We start from the raw sequence: 13,499 nt of genomic DNA, 5'->3' as shown, positions 1-13,499 counted from the left end.
AAAATATTTATATAAAACAATAATATAAAAGGTTAGAACTTCTAACCAAAATTAGAGGTTAGAACTAACCATAATCTAACCATTTTCTAACCTTTTTAAAATTGTGATTAATCTATATAAATCATATATTTGAATACTGTTTTATAAATTTCTAACTTTTCTAACCTCTTTTTTTTCTCACCTGAAATTTTCAAAATCATCAAAATCACATTAAAAAAGCCTTTTTCAAACTTTGGCCATTGCTGTCATATATATGTGTGTGATCTCTACATCTGATATATTTTCTATATGTCTAATGGAGCCAATAAAATGAGTAGTAATATTTATAAAGAGGTATATGGCGCTGACTTTTACCTAAATGGTCGTTACTTTAAGAAAATTCACGGAGAAACATATATTTTGGAAGGTTCTAAATGGGAACTTTATAAATGGGTATTTACACATGAAGATATGATTAGTGCTGAATATTTTTAGTTACTTTGCACCGTATTTGCACCGTGCTTTTTATTATTGAATTAAACCACTGATAATAAGAATAAATTTTGAAATGTTGTCTAGTCCATCATGTACCAACACTTTCATGCGATGGCCACGTTTATTACAGAACAGGTAAGCACAATGCGGTTTGATGTAGCCAAAGGCTCTCACCACCTGAGCCATGACAGTATCCATTCCTGCTCGCATATCCATTCCTGCTCGCATATCCATGGGCTGGGTAGAGAGCCAAATTTCATTGATACGGATCATGTTGCCAGTGCCTTGAGTAATTCTGCCAAGGCAGGTATTTCTGATGTCTGCCATTTTAGCTGAATATCATTATTCGTATGAGGCACGGTGATACACAACGTGATCCTCTCATCAATAGGTTGGCTGATTGCAGCAGTGTAAGGCAAAGCAATAAATGCTGGATTCACATGAGTAGGATCCTGCACGACACCCTCATGATGGCTGAAGATCCTGATCCAACGACTGACAAGGTTGGCATTAATACTATGTTGCAGTGCGACCGAAGCGATCGAGGTATTAGGATTTTTACAGGTATTGACAATACTGAATTTGAATTCTTTGCTGTATGTTCTGCGTTTTTTAGCAACAGGAGGTGTTGCTGAATATATATCCATGTTCATAGATTAAGTCCCCACTTGTTTTTTATGTGGGAACTAAATTAAGGCTTATAGGATCGCTTGGTAAGGCTGTGTTAGCTGGATGCTTACTTTCTTTTACCTTAATAACGTATTTGTTTAACGGCAGCATACCTTTTGAAACACCACCAAATTATTTATGTTCCACCAGCATATATACTTCCCTATCGAAAAATCTGATAAGAATTGATTATTTTGATACAAAACCTGAAAACTGGGAGTGCTTATATGGACATATATAATATTTCCGGATAAATATAAAACTACTCCACAAGAAGAAAGGCAGAATTTAATCTCAATCCGAAGTAACAGTACTCTCAAAGACCAAATGTAAAGAAGCATACTTAAGAAAATAAACTTCAATAATGCATGAGGAAGTAATTAGTTTCAGGGTGCTAAGAAAGTGTAGCAACTTGCTACACTTTTTCGCTTTTTTGAATCAGCTGTTTTAAGAAATCTTCTAATTGTAAGAGACTGGCTTCGTCAATTTCCGAGATATTCAGAGAAACCTTAAGCTGTTTTTGATTCAGTTTGATATTCCCCGCAATCTTACCGGCATATTCAATTTTTCTGACCACGGATGTTGTGGTCAGTTTTTCTGGATTCTGACTCAATAGTTTTTCAGCATAAGTAGTAACTTTGCTTTGCTCGAGTTTTTTGTCTTTTAATTTTTCCCAAGCTCCGAGTAAGGCCACTTCGGCTTCAGAGAGTTGTTCAAGATGATCCGATAGAAATTTTTTGAATGCAGTTGCAGCAGTACGGCCTAGCAAGCCTGGTTCCACATCAAGGTCATTTAAAATTGCTTGCGGCAGTTTTTCGTATGCTAAATACTTGTACATATCTTCGCGATTTAAACCCAGTGAATTGGCTAAACGTTGCTTGTTTTTCTTTAATTTCTCATCAAGTGAGTTCAGGCCAATAAAAATCTCATAATCTGTCAGATCCTGACGCTTTAAATTCTCTGCCAGGGTTAACAAAGATGCTTCTACATTATTTGCATCAATGATAATGGCTTCAATCACAGACTTTCCGAGTAATTGATGTGCCCGTAAGCGTCGCTCGCCTGCAATCAGTTCATATTTCAGATTATCCAGTTTACGCACTGTAATGGGCTGCAAAAGGCCGATTTCATTAATAGAATCCGCCAGTTCTTTTAACTGTGACTCTTCAAATATTTTACGCGGCTGGTTTGGACTTCGGCTGATATCCTCAATAGGGACATTACGTCTAAACTCTTTCGGCTCTTTAATATTGTCTTTCTGTGCCTGCTGATGTTTTTCTGTATTCTGCTTCAGTTTCTGAGCTAAAAGCTCTTTGGTGCTTGCCATAATGCTCTCAGGTTATAATTTTTACTACAATTTCATTCGCAAGGCTTTCAAAAGCCTTACGTACTTTTGAATTTTTTTCTACTTTCAAAAGTGGTTGTTGCAGAATCGCTGCTTGATTGACTTTAGTACTTTGAGGAATTGTGGTTTCTAAAATTTTACCTACCTGTTTCAAGGCTTCATCCCGAATCAGCTTACAGACATTCTGACGTTCATCATGCTTAATTAGTAAAGCGCCTAAAAGCTCTAAATCTGGATTAATACGTTTGATCTTTTCAAGATGATTTAAAAGATCTGTTACCCCATACAATCCATATTGTGATCCTGATTCGATAGGGATAATGACATGTGTTGAAGATGCCAAGGCATTGCTGGTTAATAATTTAAGGCTAGGTGGACAGTCGATCAATATAAAATCATAAAGATCTTTTAATAGTTTTAACTTGATATTTAACTCTTCAGAAGGACGGGGAGCTTCTTCTTTTAGTTGATCTTCAGTTTTTCCTAAATTTAAGGAACCATAAATTAATGATACTTTTTCAAAGTTCGTTTCTTCTTGTAATGCATCTGCCAACAACGAAATATCGCCCACTAGTAATTCTGCTGTAGTGACAGCAATTTCGCTTGGATGTTGGATTCCAATGTGTAAACTTGCGTTTGCTTGAGGATCTAAATCAATGACTAAAACTTTGTTGCCCAGATTGGCAAGTTCTGAGGCTAGGTGCACAACAGTCGTTGTTTTGCCACATCCGCCTTTATGGTTAGCAACAGTAATAATTTTTGCAGACATGCGTGTCAGATGCTTCCTTATTTGAATGTTTAGTAATATAAATAACTTTCATTCATCTTACTATAGTTTTTAAATTTATAAATCCTATTTATTCAGCTGTAAAACAGTTTAAAAAATAAATTTTTAACTAAGCTAGCTTAATTAAAAATTAGAATAATTAGTTATTTAGCTAATTAATAATTAGGATCATATTTTTATTATATAAAACAAATGCTTGTAACTTTAAAAGTGGAAGGTTTGTCACTCTAAAGTGGAAGGTCTGTCACTCTAAAGTGGAAGGTCTGTCACTCTAAAGTGGAAGGTCTGTCACTCTAAAGTGGAAGGTTTGTCACTCTAAAGTGGAAGGTCTGTCACTAGGGTGGAAAGTTTGTCACTGCTATTTTTAGATCTGCTGTTTTTATTTAAAAATAATTGCAAAAACAAATATTTAAGCTGTTAATAAAGTCTCATAACTAAGCTTTAAAGGTGGAAAGATTGTCACTGTATCTTCTTAACCTGTGGATAGTCTGTTTTTATTGGATATTTCCTGATGATTATATGTGCAGTTATACCTTTTAAATCTAACAAAAAGGTGGAAGCCTTGTCACATCAGGGTTTTTATCTGACTTAACCTATCTAGATCTGAATGAAAAAAGTAAAAATAGGCCTTCTGAACTGTAATTTCGAGACTAAAGGTGGAAGGTCTGTCATCATGGGGTGGAAAGATTATAATTAATTCCACTTTAAATGCAGAAAACCGGCTAAAATGCTTCTTTTTGATGACAAACATTCCACTTTTAGAATCTTGTGGTGAAAGCCTTGAAAGTTTTTCCACTTTTGTATATAAAAAAGTAAGTTAAATTATAAATATCACGGTTATGACAGAATCTGAACCATTGCAAGAAGAATCGAATTATATTCCTTACTGTATAGGCAACATTCGCCATAATGGCGTTGTCAGTACCAGTAACCGTTTAATTCGCCCAATCGAATTATCAGCCAATGAATATAAGGCACTTCTATATGCAATGGCGGTTGCGAATTATAGTGAGAAAAATAGGGTAGATGGTGAAATTACCGAACAAACTTATATTTATTTGTATAAGGATGATTTGGCAGATTTACTAGGATTAAATAAACGTAATTCAATTAATGTTGCAATAGATCGGATCTATAAAGAGCTTTCATCCCGGGTAGCTCATTTTATTATTGAGGAACCAGCTGATAATGGTAAGAGAAAGACTAAAAAAGTACATTCTGTCGTTCCCATTATCCGTGAGTTAAGATGGGAAGATGATTCTAAAAATGCGATTCAGATTCGTTTTACCAGTGAGGTGTTGCCGTATTTCACTCAACTGGCTGGGGGTAATTTTACTACCTATCAGCTAAAACATCTTTTTGCCCTAGATTCTGTTGCCAGTATGAGTCTTTATACTTATTTCATTAAAAACGAATTTAAGTACGCCAATCAAAAGAGTTATGAAGTGCCATTACTTTTAGAAAACTTGAAAGCACTGATTGATATTAATGAAACCAAATATGATCGCTGGGTAGATTTTAGACGCTATGTATTAGACAAAATAGTGGCAGAAATTAACGAAAATACAGATCTACAGTTAGAGTATGAAACCGTTAAGAAAGGCCGTCCAATTGTAGGTGTGAATTTTAAACTGCATCATCGGATTGCTGATAAGACACTGGATGAATTTGCAGTGATTGAAAAAATCTATCTTGATGTTCCATTTGAAGACAATGCATACGTAAAAGAATTAGGGGCTAAATTCGATATGAATGTACGTTCTTGGTATATTTTTAATAATGATGAAAATTATCAGCAGTTCAAGAAGTGGTTTAAAAAAGTAGGATGCCTCACTGACTCTCAAGCAAATATTGTCATTAATGACACTTTATTCCAAATGGATTTTGCTGAAATTGGTATGGGGTTGAATGACTTTAAACGAAATATGAAGCATAAACTTAAAAGTAATCCGGAATTCGTCCATAGTATTCGTGAAAGACTGAATGATATTTTTGGTAAAGAGTTGATCTAGCGAAAAGTGTAGCAACTTGCTACACTTTTTAGATATATGTTCGTAAAGAATACAAGTGGTAAGGACCTTAGGATAAAAACGACTCTGTTGCATGAAGTGTGAAAATTGAGACTCCTACTGACATGTTAACGGTTCAAATTACTTTACCCCACTCAAAAGCAGAAATTGGCTTGAAATGGCAAGTATCAGAAATATCTGCTATAGCAGAATTACTCAAGGCACTTGCAATATAGTCCGACTTAAAGAAATATTTATTAAATATGGAAATAATCTTATCTATAATTTTTTTTAATAGTTTTATATGGCTTTGTTGCACAAAGATTTCATAACTATATGATTTTAAAGGTTTTGATTATTTTTTGATCCAAATTTAAATTTATTTAAATCAGATGCTTACATATTTATGCAACAAAGTCGTCAGCTTTTGCCGATGACAGCCAGCAATTTGGCAGCTTGACTGTCTGGTATGATCCATTGACACCGGCAGCAGATGCCGCTAATTTTCTGGATGAAGAACAGAGTTTAATCGATCATATCACCATTCAGATCACCCAAGTATATACTCGGTTACAGTCCCAGGGTCGGGTGGCACGTTTAACCTATCTCTATCAGTTGCTTAGTGAAACCAATCGGGTCATTGCCCATAGCCAGAACCAGCAGGCATTGCTGACTGAGTTGCAGCAGGTGTTGCTGAACTTGGGTGGTTTTGCCAAAATTGTGATCGCACTTAAGGCTGATGATCAGGCTGACAGTCCACTAGTGATCCAGTTCCATCATAATGTCAGTGCCAATATTTTACCGACGTTGCAGACTGTCTTGCAGCAGGAGCAGAATCCTCCGTTGAATCATGTGAAAAATACTGGCCCAGATGTGGATGTCTATAGCTATGCCTTGGTCAATGCTCCTGATGCGCATATTTCTCCAGAATACCGGGCGTGGAGACACTATTTAAAACAGGAACAGGTGCACCAGGCGGCATTGACTCCGTTGCTGTTTAACGGCCATTTCTGGGGGCTGATCGGGCTGTACACCACAGGTCGGGTAGAATTTGATCAGGAGCAAATTCAGCTGCTACAAAATCTCTCCAGAGATATTTCATCTGCACTGGAGCGTTTTTCCGCCGAACAACAGCGCAAAACTGCCGAATCTTATTCCCAGCAAATGGAACAACGTTTCCAGCAGGTGTTTTTGCAGTCTCTTGTGCCGATGCATATTATTTCCATACAGGATTAACGCATTCTTGCAGTCAATTTAGCCTATGAAAAATGGCTGGGATATCGCCTGGAAGATTTTCAAAATCAGGATGCCTGGCTGAAAAAAGTGGCGCCGAGTGCAGAGCAAAGACAGTTGATGCAACAGAACTGGGAAGAGGCATTGCAACTAGCAAAAAAAGGCAACCCGGTGCAATTTCCTGAAATTACGCTGTTAGCAAAAGATGGTAGTCAGCGCATTGCCCAGCGTACCATGTCGATTGTCGGCAATGATGTGATTCTGGTCTGGAATGATCTGACCGCAATCCGGGAAACGGAACAGGCATTACAAGACAGTGAGCAGCGCTTCCGAATCATGGTAGAACATACCGTGGTCGGAGTGTATGTGCTGCGCGACAATCGGTATATCTACGTCAATCCAAGTTATGCCAACATGCTTGGCTGGTCTGCTGCAGCGCTCATTGGACATGATATTCTGGAGTTTGCCGATGCAACGATAGACATCCTGGCACTGATTCACCAGGAGCAGGATCAAGCTACGGAATATTTGGGCATGCCGCCTATCGTTGCGTTCCGCCATCAAAACGGTCAGATCCGGGAATTTGCCCTACATGCACGTTGCATCACTTGGGACGATGGCATGCCTGCCACGATTGTCATGGCACTAGATATTACCGAACAAAAGCAGGCACAGGATCAGATTACCCGACAGCTAGAGCAGCTGGAAGCCACCATGTATGGCACCTTGCAGGCAGTATCTATTATGGTGGAATTACGCGATCCTTATACTGCGGGGCATGAGCGTCGTGTAGGGCTGATTGCTAGTGCCATTGCCAAAGAAATGGGCTGGGATGAAAAACGCTGCCTGCAGATGGAAGAAATTGGACTGGTACATGACATCGGCAAGATTTCCATTCCTTCTGAAATTCTGACTAAACCTACTCGTCTAACGCATCTGGAAATGGAAATGATGAAAGGCCATGCACAGGCGGGTTATGAGATTCTCAAGAATGTTCCTTTCAATATTCCAATTGCAGAAATCATTGGTCAGCATCATGAACGCATGGATGGAACGGGCTATCCTAATGGTTTGAAAGGGGAGGAGATTCATCCAGAGGCACGTATTTTAGCGGTAGCCGATGTGATTGAGTCAATGGCTACGCATCGCCCATATCGTGCTGCTTTGGGCATAGATGTTGCACTTTGTGAAGTTTTAAAAGGGCGTGGAACAATTTATGATACGGAAGTTTGTGATGCAGCAGTACGTTTAATCAAGGAAAAGGGATATGTGCTGCCAAGTTAAACAGGCTTGATCATCAGGTGAATAGCAGCCAAAAAGCTATTCACTTTTTTAGTTGAGCTACAGACTGCACTGGGTTATGTATCGCCTTTTGAGTTTGAAGCAATGTACTATGATAAAATTAACCAGTTAGGTCAGGTGGCCTAACTTAAATAAAAAGTCTCCGACAAACCCGGTACGGTTCATTTTAACAATTTTTAATCAGAGCCTTTTGGAATAATTTGCTTTAATTTCTCTATTATTATTTTATCAAAAAATTCCTTTAATATGAAAAAATTAGAATTTATTTTATTAAGTTTACTTGCAGCCTGTAGTCCAGTTACAGAAAAAATTGAATCAAATATAGTTGTTCCACGTATTCAATATACGGGGGGAGCAGATAATGCAAGTTATAGTGAGGCTAAGCTTATTAGGGAAGGTAAATGCCTATACCTAGAACATGCTGATGGATCTAAAGTTCTGCCAATTTTTGCTACAAAAACTCTAGATTGGGATATGGAAACTAAGAGCCTAAAAGTAGATTCGGATACTTATTTTTTAGGTGATAAAGCAGCATATGGAGGCGGAGAATCCTATCCTCTAGAAAAAAATAATTATTCTTGGATAACTGAAGTAGATCCTAGCTGTGATACCTCAAAAGTTATAGTTATTAGTCGACTCATAAGACCAATTGAACAGAACTACCAAAATGAAGAATAGCCTATTTTACTGTCTTGCATTAGTTTTAATTATAGGATGCCAACCATTAGAAAAGAATGGATATATTTCTATTAAAAATTGGACCAATGCCCCAATCACAGATCTTAAAATAACTTATATCAGTGCTCAAAAAACTTATAGCTTAGGTACTCTTTATCCTTATTCAGAATATAAATACGCCATCAACTATGAGCAGCATAATGAGGATTCAATAATCTTTTCATATGTAGATAAAAGTCATAAAAAGATTAATCAAGAAGTAGCTACATATGCAGCCAAATATGATAGGAGAATTTATGAAATAATTATTCAATAGAATATAAATTTATATAGAAATTACAATTACTAATTGAACGAAAGAGCTTCTATTTGAAGTTTCAAAAACTGGAGTTTTCCACCAATCTAACCTCCATTTAACATAATGGCTGTTATACGAAATTAATGGATGTCCGTATAGATTACTTGCATATTGTATTCGATCGAATACAATATAGTGAGAAGATAAGGAAGCCTCATGATTGAAATTAAACGTCTGCCAGAATTTGATGAATGGTTAGATGGCATTAAAGACAATATGACCCGTATTCGCCTAAATCGTAGACTAGATAAGGTTCAACGTGGAAATTGGGGAGACATTAAGCCTCTCCAAGATGGCGTTTGGGAAATGAGAGAATTCTTCGGTTCTGGATGGAGGATGTATTACATCCAGCATGGTGACGTAGTGATTGTAATGCTTGGAGGCGGAGATAAATCGACTCAACAACAAGACATTGATCGTGCAGTCAAACTATCGAAAACATTGGAGGATTAAAATGGTTAAAGTCGCTGATTTACCAAGTTTTGATATGGCTGAGTCACTCAAAACTGAAGAAGACATTGTGATGTATCTCAACATAGTTCTTGAAGAAAATGATCCAGCTGAATTAGCTCATGCCCTTGGCGTAATTGCCAAAGCTCGTGGCATGACTCAAATCGCTAAAGAAGCAGGGATTGGACGTGAAGCACTTTACAAAGCCCTACGTCAGGATTCAGCACCACGTTTTGATACGATTAATCGTGTAGTAAATGCATTAGGCTTAAAACTCACTGTACAACACGCCTAAAACTTTAAAAAATATAGTAAAAATGGGAGCTTATAGCTCCCATTTTTTGACTTCGTATAACGTGTATTATGTTAATTTTAGAAATTCTAAAAAAGGGATAGTTAAAAACTATCCCTTTATCTTGTAAGAATTATCTTAGTAATAATACTGGTTTTGTAGAGCTTGATAACAATTTGGTCGTCGTACTACCAATAAAAAACTGGCGTATTTTTGAGTGACCATATGCACCAACCACCATCATATCAATAGCGTTTTTCTCTTGGTAATCTAATATTGATTTCTCGATATCACCTTCAAGTACGATATCAATTACATTAAAACCATTATTTGCAAGCAGCTCTTTTGCCCAAGTAACTTGAGATGTCATATCACTATTTGGCTTACCAACATATACCACATGAGCTGTCAGGTTTTTTAATAAAGGGCTATTGGCAATTTTTTCTACACAAATGCGTGCAGTCTGACTTCCATCAAAAGCAATTAAAAAAGACTTAGGTGGACTAAAGAGTGCAGATGTTATTAATACGGGTTTATGAAGGGCACGAACAACATTTTCAATATGGGTTCCAACTTTACTGGAATCATGCTCAGTTTCAGTCCCATGCTTACCCATAACAAGAACTCGAATGTCTTCTTCCATTCCCATAATTGTTTCTAAAAGACTGCCATGGCGTTGAAAACTTTGAGCATCAATAGAAAACTTCTCCAATAGATAATTCTTTGCTTCCCGAAGAAGAATCTGACCATGTTCTAGCTCAATTTTTCCCTTACGTTCTTCGAGTTCAACTAACTCGTTTAGCAAGGTTTCTCGACTTCCTAGACCAATTGCACCACTTAAATCTTGTGGGGCTTTCGCTTTTGGCTTATCAATGACATGCAATAGTTTAATAGGTGAACTAAGTTTATCGCTAAACCAAGCTGCATAATCACACACAGTATTTGTTACTAATGATCCATCAATACATGCAATAATTTTTGACATAACTAATCCCTCTTAGTGGCTATTTAAGCGATCTAAAGCATCTGGTTTGTCGTGGATACCAAACTTATCGACTAATGTTTTACTAGCTTCATTCATTCCAATAAGTTCGACTTCTGTTCCTTCACGTCTAAACTTAATGACCACTTTATCTACGGCAGCGACCGCAGACACATCCCAGAAGTGAGCCTGACTAACATCAATCACAACTTTTGAAAGTGCTTCTTTGAAATCAAATGCAGAAGTAAATTTATCTGCTGAGCTGAAGAACACTTGACCTGTTACCGTATAAATACGGGTATTTTCAGGTTCATTAAATTCGGACTGAATTGCCATGTAACGTTCAATTTTATTGGCAAAAAATAATGCAGAAAGAAGTACACCGACTAATACGCCATAAGCCAAGTTATGTGTTGCAACGACCACGACGACTGTAACGATCATCACGATATTGCTAGAAACTGGATATTGGCGAATATTTCGTAATGAATCCCAGTTAAATGTTCCGATTGCTACCATGATCATGACCGCAACCAGTGCAGCCATTGGAATGACTTTGAGCCAGTCACTGATAAACACCACCATAATTAACAGGAAGACCCCAGCACTAAATGATGATAAACGGGTACGTCCACCAGATTTCACATTAATAATGGATTGACCAATCATGGCACAGCCTGCCATTCCGCCTAAGAAGCCAGAAGCGACATTGGCAACACCTTGTCCTTTACACTCACGGTTTTTATCACTATTGGTATCGGTTAAATCATCCACAATTGTTGCGGTCATCATAGATTCAAGCAAACCGACGGCTGCTAATCCCAGTGAATAAGGCAAAATAATAGCTAAAGTTTCAAGATTTAAAGGAATATCAGGAAGTAAGAAAATTGGTAGCGTATCTGGTAATTGCCCCATATCGCCTACGGTTCTTACATCTAAACCAATGAACAAGGCAAAGAGCGTAAGGAGGACAATACAAATGAGAGGAGAGGGTAAAAGCTTCCCTATCACTGGGATATAAGGGAATAGATAAATAATAGCTAAACCTCCAACTGTCATCGCATAGACATGCCATGTCACATTGGTGAGTTCAGGCAATTGAGCCATAAAAATTAGAATAGCTAAGGCATTCACAAAGCCAATCACGACTGACTTTGATACAAACCGCATCAGAGCACCTAATTTTAGATAACCTGCTAGGATTTGAATAAATCCTGTCAAAATTGTGGCTGCTAATAAGTATTGCAGACCATGCTCTTTAACCAGTGTGACCATTAATAAAGCCATTGCACCAGTTGCAGCAGAAATCATACCAGGGCGACCACCTACGAAAGCAATCACGACTGCAATACAGAATGAAGCATATAGCCCGACTTTAGGGTCGACACCTGCAATGATGGAGAAGGCAATTGCTTCAGGAATTAGAGCCAAAGCAACAACAATACCCGCAAGAACATCCCCGCGAATATTGGAGAACCATTGTTCTCGAATAGTGGATAACATGAAAATAGCCTATTTTTTTAAATTTTAGGAAAGGCTAGTGATGTGATATATGACACACAAGCTACTACACCACATCACTAGACAGTGATGAGTTATTTACTGAATTAAGAGGTAAATAAACTTATGGTGGCGTAAGTGTCATATTAAGAAAGATATCTATTTTGGAGGATTTCGGGGGCAATGATAGCAGTTAGACTCTTTTCTATCCACCCTAACCGCAGTATCGAAGTAAAAGTATAGAATTATCATAGATAATTTTAGAATTGATTTATGTCCATTTAACATAATGGGCGTTATGCGAAATGCACAAATTGAAAAATATAAAAATCAAAAACTTATGATATAAATTATTTGCTCGATGATGTTCAAAAGCCGACTTGGAAACAAGTCGGCTTTTTTATGAGCAGTTTTGATAGTTCTTGCCAATAAATTTGACTAAAAATTACGCTTCTCAACTTGAGTTATACAATTTTGTGATACATTATTGTATATACAAATTTGAATGTTTTTTATGGAACAGTATTTTGAATGGGATGAGGCTAAGAATCGAAAGAATCAGAAAAAGCATGATATCTCTTTCGAAACTGCAAGCCTTGTTTTTGAAGATCCATTACGGATCTCAATCCAAGACAGACATACCGATGGTGAAGAACGTTGGCAAACCATTGGACGAGTTAAAGGCGTACTAATGTTATTGGTGGCTCACACCATTTTTGATGAAGATGACTGTGAAATCATACGAATCATTAGTGCAAGGCAAGTGACTAAAGCGGAGCGAAACAAATATGAGCATGGTTAGATACTCACGCAAAGAGCTGAATGAGAAATTTGGTGAGAAGCAAGATGCTGAAATTCAACGCTTGCTTGCTAAAGGCACGGTTCCTGATGATCAGCTAGATCTATCAGATATTCCTGAAATTACCGATTGGAGCAGTGCTGTACGCCAAAATCAATTTTACCGCCCAGTGAAGCAACAAACTTCAATTCGGTTAGATGCTGATGTACTTGCTTGGTTCAAAGCACAAGGCAAAGGTTATCAAACACGAATGAATGAAATTTTACGGGATGCTATGCTGAAAGAATTAAAAAATCATCAATAAAAATGGGAGCTTAAGCTCCCATTTTTGACTTCGCATAACGCCCATTATGTTAATTTTAGTTTTCCTTAATACGACAAAAATATCTACTTCATTTCACGAGAATTTCTTTTGCTAAAAGTTCTTCTTTCGTTACACCGAAATATCTTATTTCTAATTTAGGCCTGCCTAACATCTTTAAAAGATTGTTTTCATCATTTATATTTTTTCTCTGTACACGACAAATTTCACAGAACCCTTATCCTATCAGGATTCTGCTTTCTTAAAATTGCCAAAATTTCCTTAAACTCTTCTTTTTTCCCAAAACCAATTAAACGCTG

The 13,499-nt window shown here is 37.2% G+C and carries 16 protein-coding genes; 10 read left to right on the top strand and 6 right to left on the bottom strand.

The genetic code is table 11. From position 1 onward, the window contains the following. Positions 1-309: 309 nt before the first annotated feature. Positions 310-474 (top strand): hypothetical protein, encoded by a 165-nt coding sequence (locus L6C30_RS09815; RefSeq protein WP_236162985.1) that lies wholly within the window; start codon positions 310-312, stop codon positions 472-474. A gap of 33 nt (positions 475-507) precedes the next feature. Here L6C30_RS09815 and tnpB read toward each other — a convergent pair whose 3' ends face one another. The 4 genes from tnpB to L6C30_RS09795 form a co-directional block, all read right to left on the bottom strand. Then, positions 508-747, bottom strand: coding sequence for an IS66 family insertion sequence element accessory protein TnpB (gene tnpB, locus L6C30_RS09810; protein ID WP_236162986.1), 240 nt, complete (start codon positions 745-747; stop codon positions 508-510). Beyond that, the gene (locus L6C30_RS09805; RefSeq protein WP_236095250.1) at positions 744-1,127 is read right to left on the bottom strand and encodes a transposase; all 384 of its coding nucleotides are present in this window, start codon (positions 1,125-1,127) and stop codon (positions 744-746) included. Before L6C30_RS09805 ends, tnpB begins: the two co-directional genes overlap by 4 nt. A 431-nt stretch (positions 1,128-1,558) precedes the next feature. Then, positions 1,559-2,470, bottom strand: a complete 912-nt coding sequence (locus L6C30_RS09800; RefSeq protein ID WP_119879449.1) for a ParB/RepB/Spo0J family partition protein — start codon at positions 2,468-2,470, stop codon at positions 1,559-1,561. Positions 2,471-2,477: 7 nt separating this feature from the next. Beyond that, positions 2,478-3,257 (bottom strand): ParA family protein, encoded by a 780-nt coding sequence (locus L6C30_RS09795; RefSeq protein WP_223129253.1) that lies wholly within the window; start codon positions 3,255-3,257, stop codon positions 2,478-2,480. An 857-nt stretch (positions 3,258-4,114) separates the two neighbouring features. Between L6C30_RS09795 and L6C30_RS09790 the strand changes: the two genes are divergently transcribed. The 7 genes from L6C30_RS09790 to L6C30_RS09755 all read left to right on the top strand — a co-directional run bounded on the left by L6C30_RS09790 (position 4,115) and on the right by L6C30_RS09755 (position 9,600). Further along, on the top strand, positions 4,115-5,287 hold the full coding sequence (locus L6C30_RS09790) for a replication initiation protein (protein WP_236095251.1): 1,173 nt from the start codon (positions 4,115-4,117) through the stop codon (positions 5,285-5,287). Between the two features lie 453 nt (positions 5,288-5,740). After that, positions 5,741-6,520, top strand: a complete 780-nt coding sequence (locus L6C30_RS09780; protein WP_236162987.1) for a GAF domain-containing protein — start codon at positions 5,741-5,743, stop codon at positions 6,518-6,520. Between the two features lie 87 nt (positions 6,521-6,607). After that, positions 6,608-7,801: an HD domain-containing phosphohydrolase gene (locus L6C30_RS09775; protein WP_228268542.1), complete on the top strand. Its 1,194-nt coding sequence runs from the start codon at positions 6,608-6,610 to the stop codon at positions 7,799-7,801. A 264-nt stretch (positions 7,802-8,065) separates the two neighbouring features. Next, positions 8,066-8,497: a hypothetical protein gene (locus L6C30_RS09770; protein WP_018680121.1), complete on the top strand. Its 432-nt coding sequence runs from the start codon at positions 8,066-8,068 to the stop codon at positions 8,495-8,497. Further along, on the top strand, positions 8,487-8,813 hold the full coding sequence (locus tag L6C30_RS09765) for a hypothetical protein (protein ID WP_005108845.1): 327 nt from the start codon (positions 8,487-8,489) through the stop codon (positions 8,811-8,813). Before L6C30_RS09770 ends, L6C30_RS09765 begins: the two co-directional genes overlap by 11 nt. 198 nt (positions 8,814-9,011) lie before the next feature. Continuing rightward, positions 9,012-9,308, top strand: coding sequence for a type II toxin-antitoxin system RelE/ParE family toxin (locus L6C30_RS09760; RefSeq protein ID WP_004647749.1), 297 nt, complete (start codon positions 9,012-9,014; stop codon positions 9,306-9,308). A gap of 1 nt (position 9,309) precedes the next feature. After that, positions 9,310-9,600 carry an addiction module antidote protein gene (locus L6C30_RS09755; RefSeq protein ID WP_070155664.1) on the top strand — a complete coding sequence of 97 codons (291 nt, stop codon included), beginning with the start codon at positions 9,310-9,312 and terminating at the stop codon, positions 9,598-9,600. A gap of 130 nt (positions 9,601-9,730) precedes the next feature. On the opposite strand, the gene L6C30_RS09750 is transcribed toward L6C30_RS09755, so the two are convergent. Together L6C30_RS09750 and L6C30_RS09745 are read right to left on the bottom strand one after the other, a co-directional pair. Beyond that, on the bottom strand, positions 9,731-10,582 hold the full coding sequence (locus tag L6C30_RS09750; protein WP_070155662.1) for a universal stress protein: 852 nt from the start codon (positions 10,580-10,582) through the stop codon (positions 9,731-9,733). A 12-nt stretch (positions 10,583-10,594) separates the two neighbouring features. Beyond that, entirely contained in the window at positions 10,595-12,082 is a 1,488-nt protein-coding gene (locus tag L6C30_RS09745; RefSeq protein ID WP_004870779.1) for a SulP family inorganic anion transporter, read from the bottom strand. A 511-nt stretch (positions 12,083-12,593) separates the two neighbouring features. Here L6C30_RS09745 and L6C30_RS09740 point away from each other — a divergent pair. Beyond that, on the top strand, positions 12,594-12,881 hold the full coding sequence (locus L6C30_RS09740; RefSeq protein WP_000438825.1) for a BrnT family toxin: 288 nt from the start codon (positions 12,594-12,596) through the stop codon (positions 12,879-12,881). Beyond that, positions 12,868-13,182, top strand: a complete 315-nt coding sequence (locus L6C30_RS09735; RefSeq protein ID WP_004728120.1) for a BrnA antitoxin family protein — start codon at positions 12,868-12,870, stop codon at positions 13,180-13,182. The genes L6C30_RS09740 and L6C30_RS09735 overlap by 14 nt, the downstream gene beginning before the upstream one ends. Positions 13,183-13,499: the final 317 nt, after the last annotated feature.

The sequence above is a fragment of the Acinetobacter sp. KAM396 genome, assembly GCF_021602765.1.
Lineage (GTDB): Bacteria > Pseudomonadota > Gammaproteobacteria > Pseudomonadales > Moraxellaceae > Acinetobacter > Acinetobacter towneri_A.
This window is presented reverse-complemented; position numbering and strand designations above follow the sequence as displayed.

What these genes read in the sequence shown, in the direction of transcription:
- L6C30_RS09765 (WP_005108845.1), top strand. Translation starts at nt 8,487, where the DNA reads ATGAAGAATAGCCTATTTTACTGTCTTGCATTAGTTTTAATTATAGGA.
- L6C30_RS09745 (WP_004870779.1), bottom strand. Translation starts at nt 12,082, where the DNA reads ATGTTATCCACTATTCGAGAACAATGGTTCTCCAATATTCGCGGGGAT.
- L6C30_RS09795 (WP_223129253.1), bottom strand. Translation starts at nt 3,257, where the DNA reads ATGTCTGCAAAAATTATTACTGTTGCTAACCATAAAGGCGGATGTGGC.
- L6C30_RS09755 (WP_070155664.1), top strand. Translation starts at nt 9,310, where the DNA reads ATGGTTAAAGTCGCTGATTTACCAAGTTTTGATATGGCTGAGTCACTC.
- tnpB (WP_236162986.1), bottom strand. Translation starts at nt 747, where the DNA reads ATGATCCGTATCAATGAAATTTGGCTCTCTACCCAGCCCATGGATATG.
- L6C30_RS09805 (WP_236095250.1), bottom strand. Translation starts at nt 1,127, where the DNA reads ATGAACATGGATATATATTCAGCAACACCTCCTGTTGCTAAAAAACGC.
- L6C30_RS09735 (WP_004728120.1), top strand. Translation starts at nt 12,868, where the DNA reads ATGAGCATGGTTAGATACTCACGCAAAGAGCTGAATGAGAAATTTGGT.
- L6C30_RS09815 (WP_236162985.1), top strand. Translation starts at nt 310, where the DNA reads ATGAGTAGTAATATTTATAAAGAGGTATATGGCGCTGACTTTTACCTA.
- L6C30_RS09760 (WP_004647749.1), top strand. Translation starts at nt 9,012, where the DNA reads ATGATTGAAATTAAACGTCTGCCAGAATTTGATGAATGGTTAGATGGC.
- L6C30_RS09800 (WP_119879449.1), bottom strand. Translation starts at nt 2,470, where the DNA reads ATGGCAAGCACCAAAGAGCTTTTAGCTCAGAAACTGAAGCAGAATACA.
- L6C30_RS09770 (WP_018680121.1), top strand. Translation starts at nt 8,066, where the DNA reads ATGAAAAAATTAGAATTTATTTTATTAAGTTTACTTGCAGCCTGTAGT.
- L6C30_RS09740 (WP_000438825.1), top strand. Translation starts at nt 12,594, where the DNA reads ATGGAACAGTATTTTGAATGGGATGAGGCTAAGAATCGAAAGAATCAG.
- L6C30_RS09790 (WP_236095251.1), top strand. Translation starts at nt 4,115, where the DNA reads ATGACAGAATCTGAACCATTGCAAGAAGAATCGAATTATATTCCTTAC.
- L6C30_RS09750 (WP_070155662.1), bottom strand. Translation starts at nt 10,582, where the DNA reads ATGTCAAAAATTATTGCATGTATTGATGGATCATTAGTAACAAATACT.